Annotated in this window: 2 protein-coding genes; both read right to left on the bottom strand. The window is 68.2% G+C overall.

The annotated features are described in order from the left end of the window. Positions 1 to 7: 7 nt before the first annotated feature. The gene (locus NLR35_RS22800; protein WP_257168771.1) at positions 8 to 12382 is read right to left on the bottom strand and encodes a non-ribosomal peptide synthetase; all 12375 of its coding nucleotides are present in this window, start codon (positions 12380 to 12382) and stop codon (positions 8 to 10) included. Continuing rightward, a complete protein-coding gene (locus NLR35_RS22795; RefSeq protein WP_257168770.1) occupies positions 12382 to 24645 on the bottom strand; it encodes a non-ribosomal peptide synthetase in 12264 nt (4087 codons plus the stop codon). Before NLR35_RS22795 ends, NLR35_RS22800 begins: the two co-directional genes overlap by 1 nt.

The following is a 24645-nucleotide window of genomic DNA, read 5'->3' as shown; positions in this document are numbered from 1 at the left end:
TCCGATCTCAGAGGCTCAGGCTGTTCTGCAGCAGCGGGAAATCAGACAGCGTGAAACCGCCTGCACTCGTGCCGCAATGCGCGATCATTTGACGAAGCTCGACGACAAAATTTTCCGCCAGGACCTCGACGGTGGACACGTCGTGACATGCGGGACTGTAGGCCCATTGCGTCTGCAAGCCCCCGTCGCTGACATGGGCGGAGACGTCGATCAGATGCGCGCGGCGGTTGGAGGCGTGCTGGTCGCGGCCGACATCTTCCGTGGCGAAGCCGAATGATTGTCCGCCGGCGGCGCCATGGAGCTGGCCGAGATAGTTGAAGCTGACCTCGACATCAGGCGCAGGCATATCGACATTGCTGAGATAGCGCAGCATGCCGTAGCCGACGCCGCGCTGCGGCACCGCGCGGAGTTGCTCCTTCACCCGCTTCAGCGCCGCGCCGGGATCGCTCGCGCCGTCGACGTCCAGCAGCACCGGGAACAGGCTGGTGAACCAGCCCACCGTCCGCGTGATGTCGACATCGTCGAACAGTTCTTCCCGGCCGTGGCCTTCCAGCCCGACCAGGAGCCGCGGCGTGCCGGTCAGGCCGGCAAAGGCCTGCACCAGCGCGGTCAGCAGCACGTCGTTGATCTCTGTGTGGTAGACCTCCGGCACGTCCTGCAGCAGCGCCTGCGTCTCCGCTGCATCGAGCGCGACCTTGACCAGCTGCACCTCGCTTGCGCTGTTCGCACCGTCGGCATGATCGCGCGGCAGCCGCGGCGCGGTGTGCCAGGGTTGGCTTTGCCAGTAGCTCAGTTCTCCGCGTGCGGCATCGGATCGGGCATGCGCCGTCAGCCGCTCCGCCCAGTGCCGGAACGATGTCGTCTTCGGCGGCAGCCGAACCGGCTCGCCGCGCTGCGAGGCGGACAGTGCCGTGCCAAGATCCTCCAGCAGCATCCGCCAGGATACGCCGTCCACCACCAGATGATGCGCGATCAGCAGTAGGCGCTGACGTCCTTCGCCGAGATCGAACAGCGCCGCCCGCAGCACCGGCCCCTGCGCCAGGTCCAGGCTCGCCTGCAGCCGCTCCGCGTGCCGTCGCAACGTTGGTGCCTGCACGGCCTCGTCGAGGCCGGACAGGTCGATCGCTTCGAACAGTGTCGCGGAGCGTAGCGCCGCTTCGCTCGCGTCATGGCTCTGCTGCCAGCCACTATCTCCGCGCATGAACCGTAGCCGCAGCGCATCGTGCTGCCGCAGCAGCGCGTCCAGCGCTGACATCACCAAGTCCGCCGTCAGCGCGCGGACGTCGAGCAGCACCGCCTGGTTGAAGTGATCCGGCACCGCCAGGTCCTGGGCGAAGAACCAGTGCTGGATCGGCGTCAACGGCACCGCGCCCGACACCAGCCCCTGCTCGGCCACCGTGGTCGTGGCTTCGCCCGCGACCGCCGCCAGCGCGGCGATGGTCTGCTGCTCGAACACCTGCCGTGCCGTCAGCGACAAGCCCGCCTGCCGGGCGCGCGCCACCACCTGGATCGACTGGATGGAGTCGCCGCCGAGTGCGAAGAAGTTGTCGGTGACGCTGACCTGCGTGCGCTTGAGCACGTCGCGCCAGATCGCCGCCAGCGCCGCCTCGGTGGCGTTGCGCGGCGCGATCATCGTCTCGGCCGAACCCTGCCACTCCGGTGCCGGCAGCGCGTTGCGGTCGAGCTTGCCGTTCGGCGTCAGCGGCAGCGCGGGGAGCGGCACGATCGCCGACGGCACCATGTAGTCGGGCAAACTACGCTGCAGCTGCTGGCGCAGCGCGTCGCTGTCGAGAGCAGTGTCCGGCTGCGCCACCATATAGCCGACCAGCCGCTTGGCTCCGCCGTCCTCGCGCAGCACCACCGCGGCCTGCGCCACGCCGGTTTGCGCCAGCAGCGCCGCCTCGATCTCGCCGAGCTCGATGCGGAAGCCGCGCAGCTTCACCTGGTGATCGAGCCGCCCGAGATAGTCCAGCACGCCATCAGCGCGCCAGCGCGCAAGGTCGCCCGTGCGATACAGCCGCTCGCCGGATACGAATGGGTTCGGCACGAACCGCTCCGCCGTCAGCGACGGCCGATGCAGATAGCCGCGGGCAAGACCGATGCCGCCGATGTAGAGCTCGCCGGCAACACCAATCGGCACCGGCTCCAGACGTGCATCCAGGACGTAGAGCTGGATGTTGCCGATCGGCTGCCCGATCGGCACCTGGCTGGCGCCCGGCTCGATCCGGCACGGCCAGAAGCTGACGTCGACGGCGGCCTCCGTCGGGCCGTACAGATTGTGCAGGCGGCTTGGCAAGGCCTGGAGGAAGCGGTTCTGCGTCTCCACCGGCAGCGCCTCGCCGCTGCAGATGACGTCACGCAGGCTGCCGCAGCGATCGAGCTCCGCCGCCTCGAGGAAGGCCTGCAGCATCGACGGCACGAAGTGCATCACCGTCACGCCACGCTGCTCGATCACTTCGGACAGATAGACCGGATCCTGGTGGCCGCCGGGACGCGCGATCACCAGCTCCGCACCCTCGGTCAGCGGCCAGAAGAACTCCCACACCGAGACGTCGAATCCGAACGGTGTCTTCTGCAGCACGACGTCATTGGGCGTCAGCCGGTAGGCGTCCTGCATCCAGGCGATGCGGTTGACGATGCCGCGATGGCTGTTCATCACGCCCTTCGGCCGGCCGGTCGAGCCCGACGTGTAGATCACATAGGCGAGGCTGTCCGGATCGCAGGACGTGGCCGGCGCTGTCTCAGGGTGGCGGGCGATCGCTGCCGCATCCGCATCGAACCGCACCACGACGGCATTGGTCGCGGACAGCTGCGCCGCGTGCGCATCCTGCGCCAGCAGTACCTTGGCCCTGGCATCCTCCAGCATCATCGCCAGCCGCTCCGGCGGCAGGCTCGGGTCGAGCGGCAGATAGGCGCCGCCGGCCTTGAGGATGCCGAGCAGCCCGATCACCATCTCCAGCGAGCGTTCGGCACAGAGGCCCACTATGACATCGGGGCCGACGCCGAGCGCCTGCAGATGATGCGCCAGCTGGTTGGCCCGCCGCTCCAGCGCGGCGTAGGTGAGTATCTCGTCGTTGAACCGCAGCGCTACCGCGTCGGGCGTCCGCGCGGCCTGCGCCGCAATCTGCTGATGCAGCAGCGCTTGCGGATAGCTACTCACCGCGGTAGCGTTGAACGCGTTCACCACCACATCGCGCTCGTCGTCGCTCAGCAGCGGGATCGCAGCCAATGGCCGTGCGGGGTCCACGACGATCTCGCCGAGCAGGCGAACCAGATGCGCCACCAGCCGCCCGGCGGCATCAGCGGCGAACCCCGTCGTGTCCGCGATCAGTCGGAACGACAGCGCAGATCCCACCGTCACCTGCAGGGTCAGCGGATAGTTGGTCCGCTCCAATGGCTGGACCTCGCTGATCCGCAGCTGCTGCTGGCCGCTGACCGCCGTCATCTCCACCGGATAGTTCTCGAACGCCACGATGCTCTCGAACAGCGCCGTGCCGTCCGTAACCTCGCTCCAGCGCTGCACGTCGGCCAGCGCCGTCGACTGATGGTCCGTCAGCTCGCTCTGCCGGTCCTGGATCTCGGCCAGCCACTCCAGCACGGTCGCCTGCCCCGGCAGTTCGACCCGCAGCGGCAGCGTGTTGATGAACAGCCCGACCGTGCGCTCGACCCCGGCCAGCTCCGCCGGACGGCCCGAGACGGTGACGCCGAACACCACGTCCTCGGAGCGGCCGTAACGCCCGAGCAGCAGCGCCCAGGCGCCCTGCACCAGCGTGTTGACGGTCAGCCGATGCTGCCGGGCAAAGCGGTCGAGATCAGCGAGCGCGAGCTCGCCGTGCAGTTCGGCATGACGCTCCGTCGCATCCGCATGCGACGTCGCTGCCGGACGGGCGAGCCCGAACGGGGACGGCGTATCGAACCCGGCGAGGCGCCGGCGCCAATACGCCTCCGCTCTAGCCATGTCCTGACGCTGCAGCCAGCCGATATGGTCCTTGAACGGCCGCACCTCGGGCAACACCGGCGTCTCGCGCCGGCTCAACGCCTGATACGCGGCGAACACCTCGTCGAGCAGCAGCGGCAGCGACCAGCCGTCGAGCACGATGTGATGCACGTTCCACAACAGCCGGTGATCGTCGTCGCCGATCCGGACCAGGCACAGCCGCATCAACGGCGGCTTTGCGAAGTCGAAGCTGCGGCTGCGCTGGGACTGTTGCAGCTCGGCGAAGCGCGCCGCCTGCTCGGTTGGTGAGAGATGCCGCCAGTCCTCGTGAACGAACGGCAGCGCCGCCTGGCGCAGCACCACCTGCTGCGGCCTGTCGAGATCATGGCCGACGAAGGCGGTGCGCAGCACCTGATGCCGCGCCACCACCAGCCGCCACGCGTGTTCGAACGCGGCCGCGTCGAGCGTCCCCTGCAGCCGGCACGCCAGTGAGATCACATAAACGGCGGCATCGGGCTCATACAGGCTGTGGAACAGCAATCCTCGCTGCAGCGGCGACAACGGATAGACGTCCGCCACCACCCTTGCTCCACCGACCGACGCCACCACGCGGTCGAGCGTGTCCTGGTCGAGTTGCGCCAGCGGCACGTCCGACGGCGTCAGACCGCCGACGCTCGTCCTGCAATGCGCGATCAGCTCGCGCAGCGCCGCCACATGGCGCAGGGCTATCCGCTCGATCGTCGCCGCCTCGAACAGCGCGCCGCCATGGAACCAGCGCAGCTCCAGGCCGTCCTTGCCGACATGGGCGGAGACGTCGATCAGATACGTGCGGCCGTTGGAGGCATGCTGGTCGCGGCCGACATCTTCCGCTGCGAAGCCAAAGCTCTGGCCGCCGTCGGCGCCATGGAGCTGGCCGAGATAGTTGAAGCTGACCTCGACGTCAGGCGCCGGCAGATCAGCTCCGTGGAGATAGCGCAGCACGCCATAGCCGACCCCACGCTGCGGCACCGCGCGCAGCTGCTCCTTCACCCGCTTCAGCGCCGCGCCGGGATCGCTCGCGCCGTCGACGTCCAGCAGCACCGGGAACAGGCTGGTGAACCAGCCGACCGTCCGCGTGATGTCGACATCGTCGAACAGCTCCTCGCGGCCGTGGCCTTCCAGCCCGACCAGCAGGCGCGGCGCGCCGGTCAGGCCGGCAAACGCCTGCGCCAGCGCCGTCAGCAGCACGTCGTTGATCTCTGTGTGGTAGACCTCCGGCACCTCCTGCAGCAGCGCCTGCGTCTCCGCCGCATCGAGTGCGACCTTGACCAGCTGCACATCGCCTGCGGTGTTCGCGCCGTCGGCATGGTCCCGCGGCAGCCGTGGCACACTTTGCCAGGGTTGGCTCTGCCAGTAGCTCAGCTCCTGTCGTGCGGCGTCCGATCGGGCATGCGCCGTCAGCCGCTCCGCCCAGTGCCGGAACGATGTCGTCTTCGGCGGCAGCCGAACCGGCTCGCCACGCTGCGAGGCGGAGAGTGCCGTGCCAAAATCCTCCAGCAGGATCCGCCAGGACACGCCGTCCACCACCAGATGATGCGCGATCAGCAGCAATCGCTGACTGTCCCCACCGAGATCGAACAGCGCGGCCCGCAGCACCGGCCCCTGCGCCAGGTCGAGGCTCGCCTGCAGCCGCTCCGCGTGCCGACGCAACGCCGGTGCCTGCACGGCCTCGTCGAGGCCCGACAGGTCGACAGCTTCGAACAGCGCTGCAGACTGCAGAGCGGCCTGGCGCTCATCGTGGCTCTGCTGCCAACCATGGTCGCCGCGGACGAACCGCAACCGCAGCGCATCGTGCTGCCGCAGCAGCGCGTCCAGCGCCGACATGACAAGCTCCGCCGTCAGCGCGCTGACGTCCAGCAGCACCGCCTGGTTGAAGTGATCCGGCACCGCCAGGTCCTGGGCGAAGAACCAGTGCTGGATCGGCGTCAGCGGCACCGCGCCCGACACCAAGCCCTGCTCGGCCACCGTGGTCGTGGCTTCGCCGGCGACCGCCGCCAGCGCGGCGATGGTCTGCTGCTCGAACACCTGCCGTGCCGTCAGCGACAAGCCCGCCTGCCGCGCCCGCGCCACCACCTGGATCGACTGGATCGAGTCGCCGCCGAGCGCGAAGAAGTTGTCGTGGACGCCGACCTGCTCGCGCTTGAGCACGTCGCGCCAGATCGCGACGAGCGTCGCCTCGGTGGCGTTGCGCGGCCCGATCATCGTCTCGGCCGTGCCGTTCCACTCCGGCGCCGGCAACGCGTTGCGGTCGAGCTTGCCGTTCGGCGTCAGCGGCAGCGCTGCGAGCGGCACAATTGCCGAGGGCACCATGTAGTCCGGCAAGCTCCGCTGCAGCTGCTGGCGCAGGGCGTCGCTGGTGATGGCCGCGTCCGGCTGCGCCACCACATAGCCGACCAGCCGCTTGGCTCCGCCGTCCTCGCGCAGCACCACCGCGGCCTGCGCCACGCCGGTTTGCGCCAGCAGCGACGCCTCGATCTCGCCGAGCTCGATGCGGAAGCCGCGCAGCTTCACCTGGTGGTCGAGACGCCCGAGATAATCCAGCACACCGTCGGCGCGCCAGCGTGCAAGATCGCCCGTGCGATACAGCCGCTCGCCGGATACGAACGGGCTCGGTACGAACCGCTCCGCCGTCAGCGACGGCCGATGCAGATAACCGCGCGCAAGGCCCGCGCCGCCGATGTAGAGCTCGCCGGCGACGCCTATCGGAACAGGCTGAAGCTGCGCGTCGAGCACGTAGATGCGCGTGTTCGGCAGGGCGCGCCCGATCGGCGGACGCCCCTCTTCACCGCAACGATGCACGGTCGTGCAGACGCTCGACTCGGTCGGACCATAGGCGTTGAACACAGCGCGGCCCGCGAGCCATGGCCGCAGCAGCTCCGCCGTACAGGCCTCGCCGCCGGCGATCAGGATCTTCAAGTCCGGCAACGGGGACCGAGGCAACGCCGCCAAGGCCGCCGGCGGCAGCAGCACGGCCGTCACCCGCTGTTGTTCGAGCAACTCACGCAGCGGCTCGCCCGGCATCAGATCGTGCTGGGCCGCCAGCACCAGGGCAGCGCCAACCCGCCAGCTCATCACCAGGTCCCACACCGCCGCATCGAAGCTGATCGAGGCGAACTGCAGGATGCGATCGCCGGCCGTGAGCGGCAGCTGATCGAGCTGCGCATCCGCGAGGTTCATGATGCCGCGATGCGGCGTCATCACGCCCTTCGGCCGTCCGGTCGAACCGGAGGTGTAGATCACGTAGGCGAGATGATCGGCATCGCAGGACGTGAGCGGCGCCGTGTCGGGCTGTTGGGCGATCTCCGCAGCGTCGGCTTCGAACTGCACCACGATGGCATCAGTCTTCGGCAGCCGTTCGCGTACCGTTGCTTGCGTCACCAGCACGGTCACCTTGGCATCCGCCAGCATATAGGCCAGCCGCTCCGGCGGATAACGCGGATCGAGCGGCAGATAGGCGCCACCCGCCTTGAGGATGCCGAGCACGCCGACCACCATGTCGAGCGATCGCTCGACGCACAGCCCGACGATCACGTCGGGACCGACGCCGAGGCGCTGCAGGTGATGCGCCAGCTGATTGGCCCGCCGCTCCAGCGCGCCATAGCTGAGCTCCTCATCCTCCATCACCACCGCGAGCGCGGCCGGGTCGCGCGATGCCTGCTCGGCGAACAGCTCGTGCAGGCAACGGTCCTGCGCATAGGCGGCACTGCTGCCGCTCCAGGCCGCGAGCTGCTGCCACTCGGCAGCGCTCAGCAGGTTCAGGTCAGACAGGCACGCGTCCGGTCGCGCGGCGATCTCGTGAAGCAGCCGGACGAAGTGGTCCGCAAGCCGCGCGATGGTCGCGGCGTCGAACAGATCCGTGGCGTATTCGAATGCGCAATCGATGCCGTCGGCTGACTCGCGTACGAAGAGCGTCAGATCGAACTTCGTCGTGAGATGCCCGCTCGTCGTCGTCACCGGGCTGATCGTCAACCCCGCGAGCTCCAATCCGTCGAACGGAATGTTCTCAAATGAGAGGCACGCCTGGAACAGCGGCTGCCGCGACAAATCCCGCTCCGGCTGCAGCGCCTCCACCAGCTTCTCGAACGGCAGATCCTGATGCGCGTAGGCATCCAGCGCCGTCCTCTTGATATCGGCCAGATAATCGCGAAACGCGGGATCGCCCGAGAGGTCGCAACGCATGACCAGCATGTTGACGAACATGCCGATCAGGTCTTCCAGCTCCGGCCGCGAACGTCCATTGACCGGCGAGCCGATCAGAATGTCGCGTTGATCGCTGTAGCGGGACAGCAGCGTCGAGAAAGCGGCCAGAAAAACCATATAGAGGCTCGCGCTCTCGCGACGCGCCAGGTCCCGCAGCTGGCCCGACAGCTCGTCAGGGACCGCGAAGCGCGACGTCGCGCCGGCAAAGGATTGCACGGCGGGACGTGGACGGTCCGTCGGCAAGGCCAGCGTCGTCGTTGCGCCGGCGAGGCGCCGGCGCCAATGGTCGAGCTGATGCTCGCCGGCCTCACCGTCGAGCCACTGCCGTTGCCAGATCGCGTAGTCGGCATATTGCACGGGAAGCGGCGCGAGCGCCGATTGCGGCGCCCCACACTGGCTGCCATAGAGATGTCCGAGCTCGCGGAACAGCACGCCGACCGACCAGCCATCGGCGACGATGTGATGAAGGTTGATCAGCAGCAGATGCTCTTCGTCGCCCACACGGAGGATCGTCGTGCGCATCAGCGGACCAGCCTGCAGATCGAACGTCGCGTTCGCATGGTCGCTGATCATGCGGCCGATATCGCCGCTGTCACGGGCCCGGAGGTCGACGACCTCACACTGAAGCGCATCATCCGGCTCGATGATCTGCACCCCGTGACCCTCCACGACCCCGAACCGCGTTCGCAGGACCTCATGGCGGCGCACGATCTCGCGCAGGCTCGCCATCAGCGCCTCGATATCGAGTCTGCCTTGCAGCCGGAGAGCCCCGGCCATGTTGTAGGCGGCGCCCACCAGCCCGACCTGCTCGAGAAACCACAGCGGCTCCTGCGCATAGGACAAAGGAATCGAGGACGGTCGCGGCCCCGCGATCACCGGCGGCCCAACGACGTCCGCCTCGCCGCGCTGCGCCTGCTCCACGGCGGCCGCGAGCATCCTGATCGTCGGCGCCTCGAACACGCGCCGCAGCGGCAAATTCAAGTTGAATGCGGCGTTCACGCGTCCGAGCAGCCGCGAGGCCACCAGCGAGTGACCGCCGGAGCCGAAGAAATCATCGTCGATGCCCGGCATCGTCACGCCGAGAACATCCGACCAGATCACTGCCAGCATCTGCTGTGTCGCGGTTGCCGGCGCCGCGTGCCGGCGCCCGGGAGTCTCCTCGGGATCGGGCAGCCTCGCACGGTCGAGCTTTCCGTTCGACGTCAACGGCAAGCTGTCCAGTATGACCAGTTGCGTCGGCACCATGTAGTCGGGCAGTGATTGCTTCAGCTGCTGTCGAAGCGTGTCGGGCGACGGCGCAGCGTCCGCTGCGGCCACGACGTAGGCGACGAGCTGCGCACCGCTCACGCCCTCGCGGACGAGCACGACGGCCTGCCCGACCTCAGGCGACTGCCGCAACACGGCTTCGATCTCCTGCAACTCGATGCGGAAGCCGCGGATCTTGACCTGCCCGTCGCGCCGGCTGAGATATTCGATGTTGCCGTCCGCCAACCGCCTGACGATGTCGCCGGTTGCATAGAGACGGCTGCCGGGGCGGCCGAACGGATCCGGAATGAATTTGTCCGCCGTCAGCGCGGGCCGTCGGCAATAGCCGTGCGCAAGGCCATCACCGCCGACATAGAGCTCGCCCGGAACATTGATGGGCACCGGCTGCAGCCGCTCGTCGAGCACGTGACAGCTGCCATTGGCGAGCGGTCCGCCGATAGGAACGGTGCGCGCGTCCGCCGCGACATGATCGACCTCCATCCAGGTGCTGAGCGTGGTCGCCTCGGTCGGGCCATAGACGTGCAGCAGGCGCTGCGGCGCGCCTTTGGCCAGGACGCGGGCGACCGCTTGCGGATCGCACGCCTCGCCGCCGAACAGGGCCACGCGTAGCGACGCAAACATGTCCGGGACATCCTGCGCCAACCTGTTGAACAATGCGGTGGTGGCGAAGAAGCAGCTAATACCGTGGCTGCGCACCGAAGCAGCCAGGCGATCGGAGTCCAGGGCGGTGTCGCGGTCGATGATCACGAGCGCGGCGCCGTTCAGGAGAGCGGCCCACAGCTCGAAGGTCGCCGCATCGAAGGACGGGCTGGCGAGGTGAGTGATGCGGTCATCCGCCGTGAGTTCGATGTAGTCCGTTCCGAGCACGAGGCGCGAAACGCCGCGATGAGGCACGGCGATGCCTTTGGGCACGCCCGTCGAGCCGGACGTGAACATGATATAGGCGACGGTCTCGCCGCCAGCTGATCGGGTCCGGAAGGTCTCGACCGGCTCGACCTCATCGGCATGCAGCAAAGGCAAGCCCGCCGGCGCCGCGCCGCCGCGGCCTGCAACGACGGCCGCCACATCGGCATTGCCCGCCATGAAGGCGAGCCGCTCCTCCGGGTAGCCGGGATCGAGCGGCACGTAGCAGGCGCCGGCCTTGATGATTCCCAGCATGCCGGCGATCAGACCCGCCGATCGCTCACCCGAAAGCCCGACGCTCGCCCCGGCTCTGATGCCTTGCGCCACCAATGCGGCCGCAATACCGTTGCTCCAGCGATCGAGCTCGGCGTAGCTGACGCTGCGCGCGCCGTCGACGATCGCGACGGCCTGCGGCCGTCGCGCGGCTTGAGCAGCGAACAATTGGTCGAGCGATGCATCTCGCGGGAACGGCCGCGCCGTGCGGTTCATGCCGAAGATGATCTCGAGCCGCTCGGCATCCCGCATCAAGGGAAGGTCAGACAGCCGCGCATGCGGATCCGCAGCGATCGCGTCCAGCAGATGCTGAAAATGGGCTGCGAAGCGCGCGATCGTATCGGAAGAGAACAGCTCGGCTGCATACTCGATCGAGGCGGTGAGTCCGGCCGTCTTCTCGTAGACATGCAGCGTCAGATCGAACTTCGTCTCGAGGGAGCGCGGGGGCATCGGCGTGAGCCGCAGGCCGGGAAGCACGAGTTCCTCGAACGGCTCCTGCTGAAGCGCGAACATCACCTGGACCAGCGGATGCCTGCCGAGATCCCGATCCGGCTGAAGCGCCTCGACCAGGCGCTCGAACGGCAGATCCTGATGCGCATGAGCATCGAGCACCGTGTCCTTCACCTGCGCCAGCAGATCGACGAAGCGCTGGCTTCCGGAGCAATCCGCCCGGAGAACGAGAATGTTGGCGAAGAATCCGATCAGGTCGTGCAGCTCATGCCGGCGGCGGCCCGCGACCGGCGATCCCACCACCACATCGTTCTGGCCGCTATAGCGCGACAACAACAGCTGGAACGCGGCGAGCAGGACCATGAACAGCGTGGCGGACTCGCCGCGGGCGAGCGCCCGCAGCTGCGACGTGACCTTCTCCGACAGGGTGAACGCGTAGCTCTCCCCGGTCGAGGCCGCGACCGCGGAACGGGATCGGCTGATCGGAAGCTCGAGCTGCGGTGGCGCACCGGACAGGCGCCGAGTCCAATATTGCAGCTGACCTTCGAGAACCTCGCCCGTCAGCCAGCCGCGCTGCCACAGCGCATAGTCGGCATATTGCACGGGCAAGGGATTGAGCGGAGCGGCTTCGCCCGAACAGAACGCGCGGTAGAAGGCGGTGATTTCGCCGATCAGCACTTCGATCGACCACGCATCGGAGACGATGTGGTGCATGGCGAGCAACAGCACGTGCTCGCGCATTGCCAGCCGCAGCAGCCGCATGCGCAATGGCGGGGCCGCCTGGAGGTCGAACGGCTGGGTGGCATGAAGGAAGGATTGCCGGTCGAGTTCAGCCGCCTGCTCATCGTGACCCGACAGATCGATCAGCTCGAGCCGGAACGATGGATCGGCATCTACGATCTTCCGGGGTTGTCCTGCGACATTCTCGAAGCGCGTCCGCAAGACCTCATGCCGGTCGACGATGGCAGCGAAGGTCTTCCGCAACGCCTCCGCATTGAGATCGCCGTCCATTCGGATCGCTGCGGCGACATGGTAGGAGGAGGTCGCGAGGCCGAGCTGTTCGAGAAACCAGAGGCGCTCCTGGGCAAACGACAGCGGCAGGTCGCCGCTGCGCGTGACCTCGATCGGTGAAAGGGCGTCGCTCGCCGAGCTCGCCTCCTGCAGAAATGTCGCGATTTCCAGCTGGCGGGCACGCAGTTCGTCGAGCCGTTCGCGCGTCATGACGCCTTTCGGCGCGCGATAGCGCACACGCCCGTTCTCGGACCAGATCTGGACGCCGTCCCGGCGCAGCGAGGAGAGCAGTTTCTCGATCATCAGATGACTCCTTCCTCGAGCTCCGCGCCCTCTTGAGATGACGGTTGTGGCGCGTTGGCCCAGCCGAGCACGTCGAGGCGCTCAGCGAGCGCCTCAAGCGTCTGCGCCTCGAACATTGCCTTGAGAGGAACGCTCAGCTTCAGCTCCTTCTGCGTGCGGGCAATCGCGCGGGTCGCCGACAGCGAGTCGCCGCCGAGCGCGAAGAAGTTGTCGTGGACGCCGATCTGCTCACGCTTGAGCACGTCGCGCCAGATCGCCGCCAGCGTCGCCTCGGTGGCGTTGCGGGGGGCGACCATCGTCTCGGCCGAGCCCTGCCACTCCGGTGCCGGCAGCGCGTTGCGGTCGAGCTTGCCGTTCGGCGTCAGCGGCAGCGCTCCGAGCGGCACGATTGCCGAGGGCACCATGTAGTCCGGCAAGCTCCGCTGCAGCTGCCGGCGCAGGTCGTCGCTGGTGATGGCAGCATCCGGCTGCGCCACCACATAGCCCACCAGCCGCTTGGCTCCGCCATCCTCGCGCAGCACCACCGCGGCCTGTGCCACGCCGGCCTGCGCCGTCAGCGCCGCCTCGATCTCACCGAGCTCGATGCGGAAGCCGCGCAGCTTCACCTGGTGGTCGAGACGGCCGAGATAGTCCAGCACGCCGTCCGCGCGCCAGCGTGCAAGATCGCCGGTGCGATACAGCCGCTCGCCGTTCGCAAACGGGCTTGGTACGAACCGCTCCGCCGTCAGCGAGGGCCGATGCAGATAGCCGCGCGCGAGGCCGACGCCGCCGATGTAGAGCTCGCCGGCAACACCGACCGGCACCGGCTCCAGACGTGCATCCAGCACGTAGAGCTGGATGTTGCCGATCGGCTGCCCGATCGGCACCTGGCTGGCGCCCGGCTCGATCCGGCACGGCCAGAAGCTGACGTCAACGGCTGCTTCCGTCGGGCCGTACAGATTGTGCAGCCGGCACGGCAAGGCCTGGAGGAAGCGGTTCTGCGTCTCCACCGGCAGCGCCTCGCCGCTGCAGATGACGTCACGCAGGCTGCCGCAGCGATCGAGTTCCGCCGCCTCCAGGAACGCCTGCAGCATCGACGGCACGAAGTGCATCACCGTCACGCCACGCTGCTCGATCAGCTCGGACAGATAGGCCGGGTCCTGGTGGCCGCCGGGCCGCGCAATCACCAGCTCCGCGCCTTCGATCAGCGGCCAGAAGAACTCCCACACCGAGACGTCGAAGCCGAACGGTGTCTTCTGCAGCACGACGTCATTGGGCGTCAGCCGGTAGGCGTCCTGCATCCAGGCGATGCGGTTGACGATGCCGCGATGGCTGTTCATCACGCCCTTCGGCCGCCCGGTCGAGCCCGACGTGTAGATCACGTAGGCCAGGCTGTCCGGATCACAGGACATGGTCGGCGCTGTCTCAGGGCGGCGGGCGATCGCCGCCGCATCCGCATCGAACCGCACCACGACGGCGTCATTTGCCGGCAGCCGCTCGACAAGCGCATCCTGCGCCAGCAGCACATCGGCCCTCGCATCCTCCAGCATCATCGCCAGCCGCTCCGGCGGCAGGCTGGGGTCGAGCGGCAGATAGGCGCCGCCGGTCTTGAGGATGCCGAGCAGCCCGATCACCATCTCCAGCGAGCGCTCAGCGCAGAGGCCCACTATGACATCGGGGCCGACGCCGAGCGTCTGCAGATGATGCGCCAGCTGGTTGGCCTGCCGCTCCAGCGCGGCGTAGCTGAGTATCTCGTCGTTGAAGCGCAGCGCTACAGCGTCAGGCGTGCGCCGGGCCCGTGCCGCGATCTGCTCGTGCAGGGGCGCCTGCGGATAGCTACTCACCGCAGTAGCGTTGAACGCGTTCACCACCACATCACGCTCGTCGTCGCTCAGCAGCGGGATCGCAGAGATGGGCCGTGCGGGATCCACGACGATCTCGCCGAGCAGGCGAACCAGATGCGCCACCAGCCGCCCGGCGGCATCAGCGGCGAACCCCGTCGTGTCCGCGATCAGTCGGAACGACAGCGCAGATCCCACCGTCACCTGCAGGGTCAGCGGATAGTTGGTCCGCTCCAATGGCTGGACCTCGCTGATCCGCAGCTGCTGCTGGCCGCTGACCGCCGTCATCTCCACCGGATAGTTCTCGAACGCCACGATGCTCTCGAACAGCGCCGTGCCGTCCGTAACCTCGCTCCAGCGCTGCACGTCGGCCAGCGCCGTCGACTGATGGTCCGTCAGCTCGCTCTGCCGGTCCTGGATCTCGGCCAGCCACTCCAGCACGGTCGCCTGCCCCGGCAGTTCGACCCGCAGCGGCAGCGTGTTGATGAACAGCCCGACCGTGCGCTCGACCCCGGCGAGATCCGCCGGACGACCCGAGACGGTGACGCCGAACACCACGTCCTCGGAGCGGCCGTAACGCCCGAGCAGCAGCGCCCAGGCGCCCTGCACCAGCGTGTTGACCGTCAGCCGATGCTGCCGGGCAAAGCGGTCGAGATCAGCGAGCGCGAGCTCGCCGTGCAGCTCGGCATGACGCTCCGTCGCATCCGCATGCGACGTCGCTGCCGGACGGGCGAGCCCGAACGAGGACGGCGTGTCGAACCCGGCGAGGCGCCGGCGCCAATGCGCCTCCGCTCGGGCCATGTCCTGACGCTGCAGCCAGCCGATATAGTCCTTGAACGGCCGCACCTCGGACAACACCGGCGTCTCGCGCCGGCTCAACGCCTGGTATGCCGCGAACACCTCGTCGAGCAGCAGCGGCAGCGACCAGCCGTCGAGCACGATGTGGTGCACGTTCCACAGCAGCCGGTGATCGTCGTCGCCGGTCCGGACCAGGCTGAGCCGCATCAACGGCGGCTTTGCGAAGTCGAAGCTTCGGCTGCGCTCGCTCCGTTGCAGCTCGGCGAAGCGCGCGGCCTGCTCGGTGGGTGAGAGATGCCGCCAATCCTCGTGAACGAACGGCAGCCCCGCCTGGCGCAGCACCACCTGCTGCGGCCTGTCGAGATCATGGCCGACGAAGGCGGTGCGCAGCACCTGATGCCGCGCCACCACCAGCCGCCACGCGTGTTCGAACGCGGCCGCGTCGAGTGGCCCCTGCAGCCGGCAGGCCAGCGAGATCACATAAACAGCGGCATCGGGCTCATACAGGCTGTGGAACAGCAGCCCCCGCTGCAGCGGCGACAGCGGATAGACGTCCGCCACCGCCCTTGCTCCGCCGACCGACGCCACCACGCGGTCGAGCGTGTCCTGGTCGAGTTGCGCCAGCGGCACGTCCGACGGCGTCAGCCCGCCCGCGCTCGTCCTGCAATGCACGATCAGCTCGCGCAGCGCCGCCACATGGCGCAGGGCTATCCGCTCGATCGTCGCCGCCTCGAACAGCGCGCCGCCATAGAACCAGCGCAGCTCCAGGCCGTCCTTGCCGACATGGGCGGAGACGTCGATCAGATGCGCCCGGCGGTTGGAGGCGTGCTGGTCGCGGCCGACATCTTCCGCTGCGAAGCCGAATGATTGTCCGCCGGCGGCGCCATGGAACTGGCCGAGATAGTTGAAGCTGACCTCGATATCAGGCGCAGGCAGATCGACATTGCTGAGATAGCGCAGCATACCGTAGCCGACGCCACGCTGTGGCACCGCGCGCAGCTGCTCCTTCACCCGCTTCAGCGCCGCACCGGGATCACTCGCGCCGTCCACATCCAGCAGCACCGGGAACAGGCTGGTGAACCAACCCACCGTCCGCGTGATGTCGACATCGTCGAACAGCTCCTCGCGGCCGTGGCCTTCCAGCCCGACCAGGAGCTGCGGCGCGCCGGTCCAACCTGCGAACGCCTGCGCCAGCGCCGTCAGCAGCAGGTCGTTGATCTCTGTGTGGTAGACCTCCGGCACCTCCTGCAGCAGCGCCTGCGTCTCCGCCGCATCGAGCGCGACCTTGGCCAGCTGTACCTCGCTTGCGCTGTTCGCACCGTCGGCATGGTCCCGCGGCAGCCGCGGCGCGGTGTGCCAGGGCTGGCTCTGCCAGTAGTTCAGCTCATTGGTTGCCGCATCCGATCGCGCATGCGCCGTCAGCCGCTCCGCCCAGTGCCGGAACGATGTCGTCTTCGGCGGCAGCCGAACCGGCTCGCCGCGCTGCGAGGCGGACAGGGCCGTGCCAAAATCCTCCAGCAGGATCCGCCACGACACGCCGTCGACTACCAGATGATGCGCGATCAGCAGCAATCGCTGGCGATCTTCGCCGAGATCGAACAGCGCCGCCCGCAGCACCGGCCCCTGCGCCAGGTCGAGGCTCGCCTGTAGCCGCTCCGCATGCCGACGCAACGCCGGTGCCTGCACGGCGTCACCGAGGCCCGACAGATCGATCGCTTCGAACAGCGGCGCGGAGCGTAGCGCCGCTTCGCTCGCGTCATGGCTCTGCTGCCAGCCACTATCTCCGCGCATGAACCGTAGCCGCAGCGCGTCGTGCTGACACAGCAGCGCGTCCAACGCTGACATCACCACGTCCGCCGTCAGCGCCCGGACGTCGAGCAGAACCGCCTGGTTGAAGTGATCCGGCACCGCCAGGTCCTGGCCGAAGAACCAGCGCTGGATCGGCGTCAGCGGCACCGCACCCGACACCAGCCCCTGCTCGGCCACCGTGATCGTGGCTTCGCCCGCCACCGCCGCCAGCGCGGCGATGGTCTGCTGCTCGAACACCTGCCGTGCCGTCAGCGACAAGCCCGCCTGCCGCGCCCGCGCCACCACCTGGATCGACTGGATGGAGTCGCCGCCGAGCGCGAAGAAGTTGTCGGTGACGCTGATCTGCGTACGCTTGAGCACGTCGCGCCAGATCGCCGCCAGCGTCGCCTCGGTGGCGTTGCGCGGCGCGATCATCGTCTCGGCCGAACCGTTCCACTCCGGCGCCGGCAGCGCGTTGCGGTCGAGCTTGCCGTTCGGCGTCAGCGGCAGCGCTGCGAGCGGCACAATTGCCGACGGCACCATGTAGTCCGGCAGGCTCCGCTGCAACTGCTGGCGCAGGGCGTCGCTGGTGATGGCGGCGTCCGGTTGCGCCACCACATAGCCCACCAGCCGCTTGGCTCCGCCGTCCTCGCGCAGCACCACCGCCGCCTGTGCGACGCCGGCCTGCGCCGACAGCGCCGCCTCGATCTCGCCGAGCTCGATGCGGAAGCCCCGCAGCTTCACCTGGTGGTCGAGACGGCCGAGATAGTCCAGGACACCGTCCGCCCGCCAGCGCGCAAGGTCGCCCGTGCGATATAGCCGCTCGCCGGATACGAACGGGCTCGGCACGAACCGTTCCGCCGTCAGCGAGGGCCGATGCAGATAGCCACGGGCAAGGCCGACGCCGCCGATGTAGAGCTCACCGGCAACACCGATGGGCACCGGCTCCAGACGCGCATCCAGCACGTAGAGCTGGATGTTGCTGATCGGCTGCCCGATCGGCACCTGGCTGGCGCCGGGCTCGCTCCGGCACGGCCAGAAGCTGACGTCGACGGCTGCCTCGGTCGGGCCGTACAGATTGTGCAGCCGGCACGGCAAGGCCTGGAGGAAGCGGTTCTGCGTCTCCACCGGCAGCGCCTCGCCGCTGCAGATGACGTCGCGCAGGCTGCCGCAGCGATCGAGCTCCGCCGACTCGAGGAAGGCCTGCAGCATCGACGGCACGAAGTGCATCACCGTCACGCCGCGCTGCTCGATCAGCGCGGACAGATAGGCCGGGTCCTGGTGGCCGCCGGGCCGCGCAATCACCAGCTCCGCGCCTTCGATCAGCGGCCAGAAGAACTCCCACACCGAGACGTCGAAGCCGAACGGCGTCTTCTGCAGCACGACATCATTGGGCGTCAGGCGATAGGCGTCCTGCATCCAGGCGATGCGGTTGACGATGCCGCGATGGCTGTTCATCACGCCCTTCGGCCGTCCGGTCGAGCCCGACGTGTAGATCACGTAGGCCAGGCTGTCCGGATCGCAGGAGGTGGTCGGCGCCGTCTCAGGGTGGCGGGCGATCGCTGCCGCATCCGCATCGAACCGCACCACGACGGCATTGGTCGCGGGCAATCGCGCGGCGTGCGCATCCTGCGCCAGCAGCACCTTGGCCCTCGCATCCTCCAGCATCATCGCCAGCCGCTCCGGCGGCAGGCTGGGGTCGAGCGGCAGATAGGCGCCGCCGGCCTTGAGGATGCCGAGCAGCCCGATCACCATCTCCAGCGAGCGTTCAGCACAGAGGCCGACCACGGCATCGGGGCCGACGCCGAGCGCCTGCAGATGATGCGCCAGCTGGTTGGCCTGCCGCTCCAGCGCGGCGTAGGTGAGCGTCTGGTCATCGAAGCGCAGCGCTACCGCGTCGGGCGTCCGCGCCGCTTGCGCCGCGATCTGCTGATGCAGCAGCGCTTGCGGGTAGCTCGCTGCCGTGGCGTTGAAGCCGCGCACCACCTGCTGACGCTCGTCGTCGCTCAGCAGCGGGATCGCAGAGGTGGGTCGCGCAGGGTCCACGACGATCTCGCCGAGCAGGCGCACCAGATGCGCCACCAGCTTCGCGATCGAGGCCTGCTCGAAGCGGGCGGGGTCATACATCAGCTTGAGCGACGGCGACGCCCCCATGGCGACCTGAAGCGCCAGCGGGTAGTTGATCCGGTTGATCGCCCGGATCATATCCAGGCGAATCGTGTGGTCCTCCGCTTGCGCCTGCAGCTCCGCCGGATAGTTCTCGAACACCACGATGCTGTCGAACAGCGGCGTCCCGCCGGGCACCTCGCTCCAGCGCTGCACATCGGCCAGCGCGCTATATTGATAGTCGGTCAGCTCGCTCTGCCGCGCCTGGATCTCGCCGAGCCAGTCCAGCACCGTCGCGGAGCCCGGCAGGCCGACGCGCAGCGGCAGCGTGTTGATGAATAGTCCGACCGCATCCTCCACGCCCGGCAGCGTTTCCGGGCGTCCCGACACGGTGACGCCGAACACGACGTCGTCGCTGCCGCTGCAACGTCCGAGCAGCAAGGCCCAGGCGCCCTGCACCAGCGTATTGACGGTCAGCCGATGCTTTCGCGCAAAGCTTTCCAGGGCATGCGCGCCAATACGCAATTCCTCGTCATATTCAGCGTGCCGCGCGGCGACCGCGGCCGAACGCGATGGCCGCTCGAAGGGAAGCTGGGTCGGGGCCCCGAACCCCGCCAGCCCATGCCGCCAAAAGGCCTCCGCAGCCGCCGCATCCTGGCGCTGCAGCCACGCCACGTAGGTTCGAAACGGATGCGCCGGCGCAAGACGCGGCGCCTCACTGCGGCTGAGCGCGCCGTAGCAGGCGAACAGCTCGTTGAGCAGCGTCGTGATCGACCAGCCATCCAGCAGAATGTGGTGGCATGACCACAGCAGGCGATAATCCCGCTCGGCGAACCTGACGAGCACCAGCCGCATCAGCGGAGGTCGCGCAAAATCGAATCCGCGCGCGCAGTCGACCTCCTCGAGGTCGGCAAGCCGGCTGCTACTGTCGGTCTCCGAAAGCTCCCGCCAATCCTCGAGCGAAAATGCCGGCCTGGCGCTGCGCATCACGACCTGCAACGGCGTGTCCAGGTGCTGGCCGATGAACGCCGAGCGCAGCACGGCGTGACGCTCGACGACGCTGTGCCAGGCCCGGCGGAACGCATCGACGTCGAGCTCTCCGGAGAGACGGCAGCCGAGCGTGGTGACGTAGGCCCGCGACGCCGGCTCATACAGGCTGTGAAACAGCATCCCCTGCTGCGTCGCCGTCAGCGGATAGACATCCTCGATATCAGCGGGATCGGCGACCGCGCCGCGCACCTGCGCCAGATCCGCAGGCGAGATGCCGGCAAAGCGGCCCTCGGATGCTGGATGGCTCTCCCGCCCGGACGCCGCATCGAGCTCATGTCCCGCGGCAGCGGCCAGCGCTGCGATCGTCTGGTGTTCAAAGATCTGCCGCGAGGTCAGCCTCATACCGACCCGGTTCGCCCGCGCCACGACCTGGATCGATTGGATGGAGTCGCCGCCGAGCTCGAAGAAATTGTCGGTGACTCCGACCTGATCGAGCTTCAGGATGTCGCACCAGATCGATGCCAGCTTGCGCTCGTTCTCGGTCCGGGGCGCAACGATCTGTCCGAGCTCCGGCCGGCCTTCGGGCGCCGGCAGAGCCGCACGGTCTATCTTGCCGCCCGGCGTGAGCGGCAAGGCATCGATCGGCACGATCGCCGCCGGCACCATGTAGTCCGGCAATCTCTGCTGCAGCGCCTGGCGAAGCTGTTGAACGTAGGCATGCAGCAGCGGCGCCGCGCCGGGATCGTTGCCGTGGACGCGGCCCGAGAGCTGCGACGGATGCGGCAAGCGCACCGGGCCGGCAGTCTGCTCGCGATCGATGAAGACGACATCGTAGCTGCCGGTGGTCGAGCCGGACGTCCAGCTGACGCATACCTCGTAGCCGAGCCGCTTGCCCAGCGCCCAATACGCTTCCGGATCCTCGCCGATGGATTTGCGATCGTCGATGCTGCGCGCCAGATCGGCGAGACGCGCCGTCGGCTCGCACTCGCCGAGCGATTCCAGGCGTGCCAGATCGAGCGCCAGCCGCGCATTCGGCACATGCAGCACCGCCAGACTGGCCGGCCGCTCCTCAGCCAGAATGCCGGATAGCTCGACCAGCGCGCCGGTCGACCCATCGATCGTGCGCTCCGGCTCCCCCGGCACGCTACCACCGACGTGAAGCACCACGTCGTAGCGGTATCGGCTGAGCTCGTTGTGCGCCTCGGCCCTCTTGAGCAGGATCTCCACATGCGTGATCCGAGGCAGGCGGCTCTGGAGCGCCAGGAAGAAGCTCGGATCGACGGCGAGTTCGGTCTCGCGCTTGGCGGCTGCGACCGCACGGGTCCTGACATCATCGGCACGCGCCGCCGGGCTGGCACGCTCGATTTCGATCGCCGTGCGGAACATCAGCAGCAGGCCGAAGTGGCGGACGTCGCCAACGAAGATGCGGCCGCCGTCGGCAACGGCATCCAACGTTCCCGATATCACCTGAGCCAGATAGTCGGTGTCGGGAAAATACTGCACCACCGAATTGATGATGACGGTGTCGACAGATGCCGGCGCGAGGTCGGCCATCGCGATGGCCTCGCGCTGGGCCAACTCGACATGCGCCAGATCCGGCCGGCTCTTGGCCCATCGCCGCAGGCCGTCGATGGCCGCCGCCGAGATATCAGTGCCGCGATAGACGCTGCTGAGCGGCGCGAGATGCTCCAACAGCAGGCCGACACCACAGCCGATCTCGAGGATCCGCCGCGGGCCGAATCCGGCGATGCGCTGCACAGTGGCCATCTGCCATTCGCGCATGTCCGCTTCCGGGATCGGCTCGCCGGTGTAGCTGTTGTTCCAGCCGACGAAGCTCGGCGCCTTCGCCTCGCCCGAGCCGCCATAGGTCTCGTCGAACAGCGCCTGCCAGCCGGCGACGCCGTCGGCGTCCTCATTCGCCCCGGTCGCACGGCGCTCCTGCTTCAGTCGATTCAGGTCGGCTGCGACATAGGCGACGATCCGCTTGTGCCCGGGCCTGTCCTCCCGCGCCAGCGCGATCGCCTGGCTGACCTTGGAGTCTGTGAGCAGCGCGGCTTCGATCTCGCCGAGCTCGATCCTGAAGCCGCGGACCTTCACCTGCTGATCGAGACGCCCGAGAAACTCCAACGTACCGTCCGACCGCCAGCGCACCAGATCGCCGGTGCGGTAGAGACGGTCGCCGCATCCGAACGGATTCGGGATGAAGCGTTCGGCGGTCAGGCCCGGACGTGACAGATAGCCGCGCGCCAATCCGGCACCGCCGATGTGGAGCTCGCCCGGCACGCCGATCGGCACGGGCTCCAGATGCTGATCGAGAACGTAGACACAGGTGTTGGCCAGCGGGCGTCCGATCGCGGGCGCGCGCTTTTCGGCCGCGCAGGGATAGACCGTCGTACAGACGCTCGCCTCCGTCGGGCCGTAGGCATTGAGAACGACGCGCGGACCGGTCCACGGCGCGACGAGCTCGGCGGCGCAGGCTTCGCCGCCGACGAGCAGCGTCTTCAGCTCGGGCAACGAGCCGGCGTCGAGCGTACCGAGTGCGGACGGCGGCAGCAGGACGGCGCCGATCCTCTCCCGCCGCAGCAGATCCTGCAGCGGCTCGCCCGGCATCATGTCGTGCCGATCGGCAAGCACGAGCGCAGCGCCGCTGCGCCAGCTCATCAGCAGTTCCCAGACCGCCGCATCGAAGCTGAACGAGGCGAACTGCAGCACGCGGCCCTGCGGAGCGATCTGCAGCGGCGCGACCTGCGCCTCAGCCAGGTTGGTCGCGCCGCGATGCGGGACCATGACGGCCTTGGGCCGTCCGGTCGAGCCGGAGGTGTAGATCACGTAAGCGAGATTGTCTGGATCGACGGCAACGGCCGGAGCCACAGCTTCAAGCCGCGCGACCTCGACGCTGATAGAATCGAGACAGACCATCCTGGTGTCGCCGGCGGCGAGCCGATCGGCCACCGTGCTGTGTGTCAGCACGATGCGTGCGGCGGAGTCTGAGATCATGTAGGCGAGCCGCTCGGCCGGATAGTTCGGATCCAGCGGCAGATAGGCGCCGCCGGCCTTGAGGACGCCGAGAATTCCGATCACCATCTCGAACGATCGCTCGACGCAGATGCCGACGATCGCGTCGCGACCGACACCGATCGTGCTGAGATGATGCGCGAGCTGATTGGCGCGGCGGTCCAGCTCGGCATAGGTCAGCTGATCACCGCCCTTCACCAGCGCCGGAGCGTCCGGCGTGCGCACCGCCTGCGCGGTGAACAGCTCATGCAGCGTGCGGTGGGGAGTTGGCAGCGCCGGCCCGGCGCTCCAATGGCCGAGGACGCGCTCCCGCTCCGCCTCCGACAGCAGCTGCAATTGCGACAGCCGCGCGCCGGGATCGGCGATCACGCCACGAAGCAGCGCGACGAAATGCGACACCAGCCGTTCGGCGGTCGCAGCCTCGAACAGATCCGTCGCATAGAGCAGACAGCCGGTCAGCCGCCCGTCGACCTCGGTCATCGACATCTCGATGTCGAAGCGGACGGAGGCGGCGCCTTCGTCGAAGCGCTCGACCTCGAGACCGGGCAACGTCATCTGCTCGACGGAGACGTCCTGCAGCACGAAGACGGTCTGAAAGATCGGCTGCCGGCTCAAATCGCGCGTCGGCTGCAACGCGTCGACGAGCTTCTCGAACGGCAGATCCTGGTGCTGATAGGCGCCGAGCGCCGACGATTTGACTCTGTGCACCAGTTCGCGAAACGACGGATCGCCGCCGAGATCGGTGCGCAGCGCGAGCATGTTGACGAAGAAGCCGATCAGCTGCTCAGTCTCCGCGCGCACGCGTCCGGCGATCGGCGATCCGACGATGACATCGTCCTGCCCCGTCCAGCGCGACAGCAGCGCCTTGAAGGCCGCCAGCAGCACCATGAAGAGCGAGGCACCCTCGCGGCGACTGAAGGCGGCGAGCGCTGCCGAAATATCACAATCGAGCGCGAAGCGATGCGCCGCGCCGCGGAAGCTCTGCGCCGCGGGGCGAACGCGGTCGGAGGGCAGCTCGAGGCCGGCCGGCGCGTTGGCGAGGCGCTTCTCCCAATAAGCGAGCTGCGGCCGCTGCACCTCATCATCCACCCAGCGACGGTGCCAGCTCGCATAGTCCGCGTACTGGATCGGCAGCTCCGCAAGCGGTGATGGCCGCTGCTCCGCATAGGCACCGTACAGCGCAGCCAGCTCGCGGAACAACAGGCCCACCGACCAGCCGTCCGAAATGATGTGATGCATCGAAAGCGCCAGGACGTGCTCCTGCGGCGCCACTCTCAGCAGGGCGCATCGAAGCAGCCGATCGCGGTCGATCTCGAACGGCGCCTCCATCACCCCGTGCGCCCATGCTTGCGGCGATGTCTCGGCGCTCTCCTCGGCCACGAGTTCGACCGGCCAGGGCGGATCGATCTGCTGCGCCGGCCCGCCGTCGCGCAGGCAGAAGCGGGTGCGAAGGCTTTCGTGGCGGCGGACGATCTCGGTCAGCGCCGCCGAGAGCGCTGCGACGTCGAGTGCCCCCTTGAGCCGCGCGGCGAAACCGATCTGGTAGGCGGGCCCGAGGCGGCCGAGCCGGTCGAAGAACCACAGCCGCTCCTGCGCGAAGGACAGCGGCAGATCACCGCCGCGCGACACGCTCGGAATCCGCGCCGCCTGCTGCTCGAACAGATCGCGGACCTTGCGCCGGAGCAAAGCGCGGCGGCTGTCTCGCATCGCTGTCGTCGACGGGGCCTGGCTCTCGAACTTCTGCAT

The sequence above is a fragment of the Bradyrhizobium sp. SRS-191 genome (assembly GCF_024586915.1).
In the GTDB taxonomy this organism is placed as follows: Bacteria; Pseudomonadota; Alphaproteobacteria; order Rhizobiales; family Xanthobacteraceae; genus Bradyrhizobium.
This window is presented reverse-complemented; position numbering and strand designations above follow the sequence as displayed.

Coding starts and splice junctions, on each gene's coding strand:
- NLR35_RS22800 (WP_257168771.1), bottom strand. CDS start 12,382: ATGATCGAGAAACTGCTCTCCTCGCTGCGCCGGGACGGCGTCCAGATC.
- NLR35_RS22795 (WP_257168770.1), bottom strand. CDS start 24,645: ATGCAGAAGTTCGAGAGCCAGGCCCCGTCGACGACAGCGATGCGAGAC.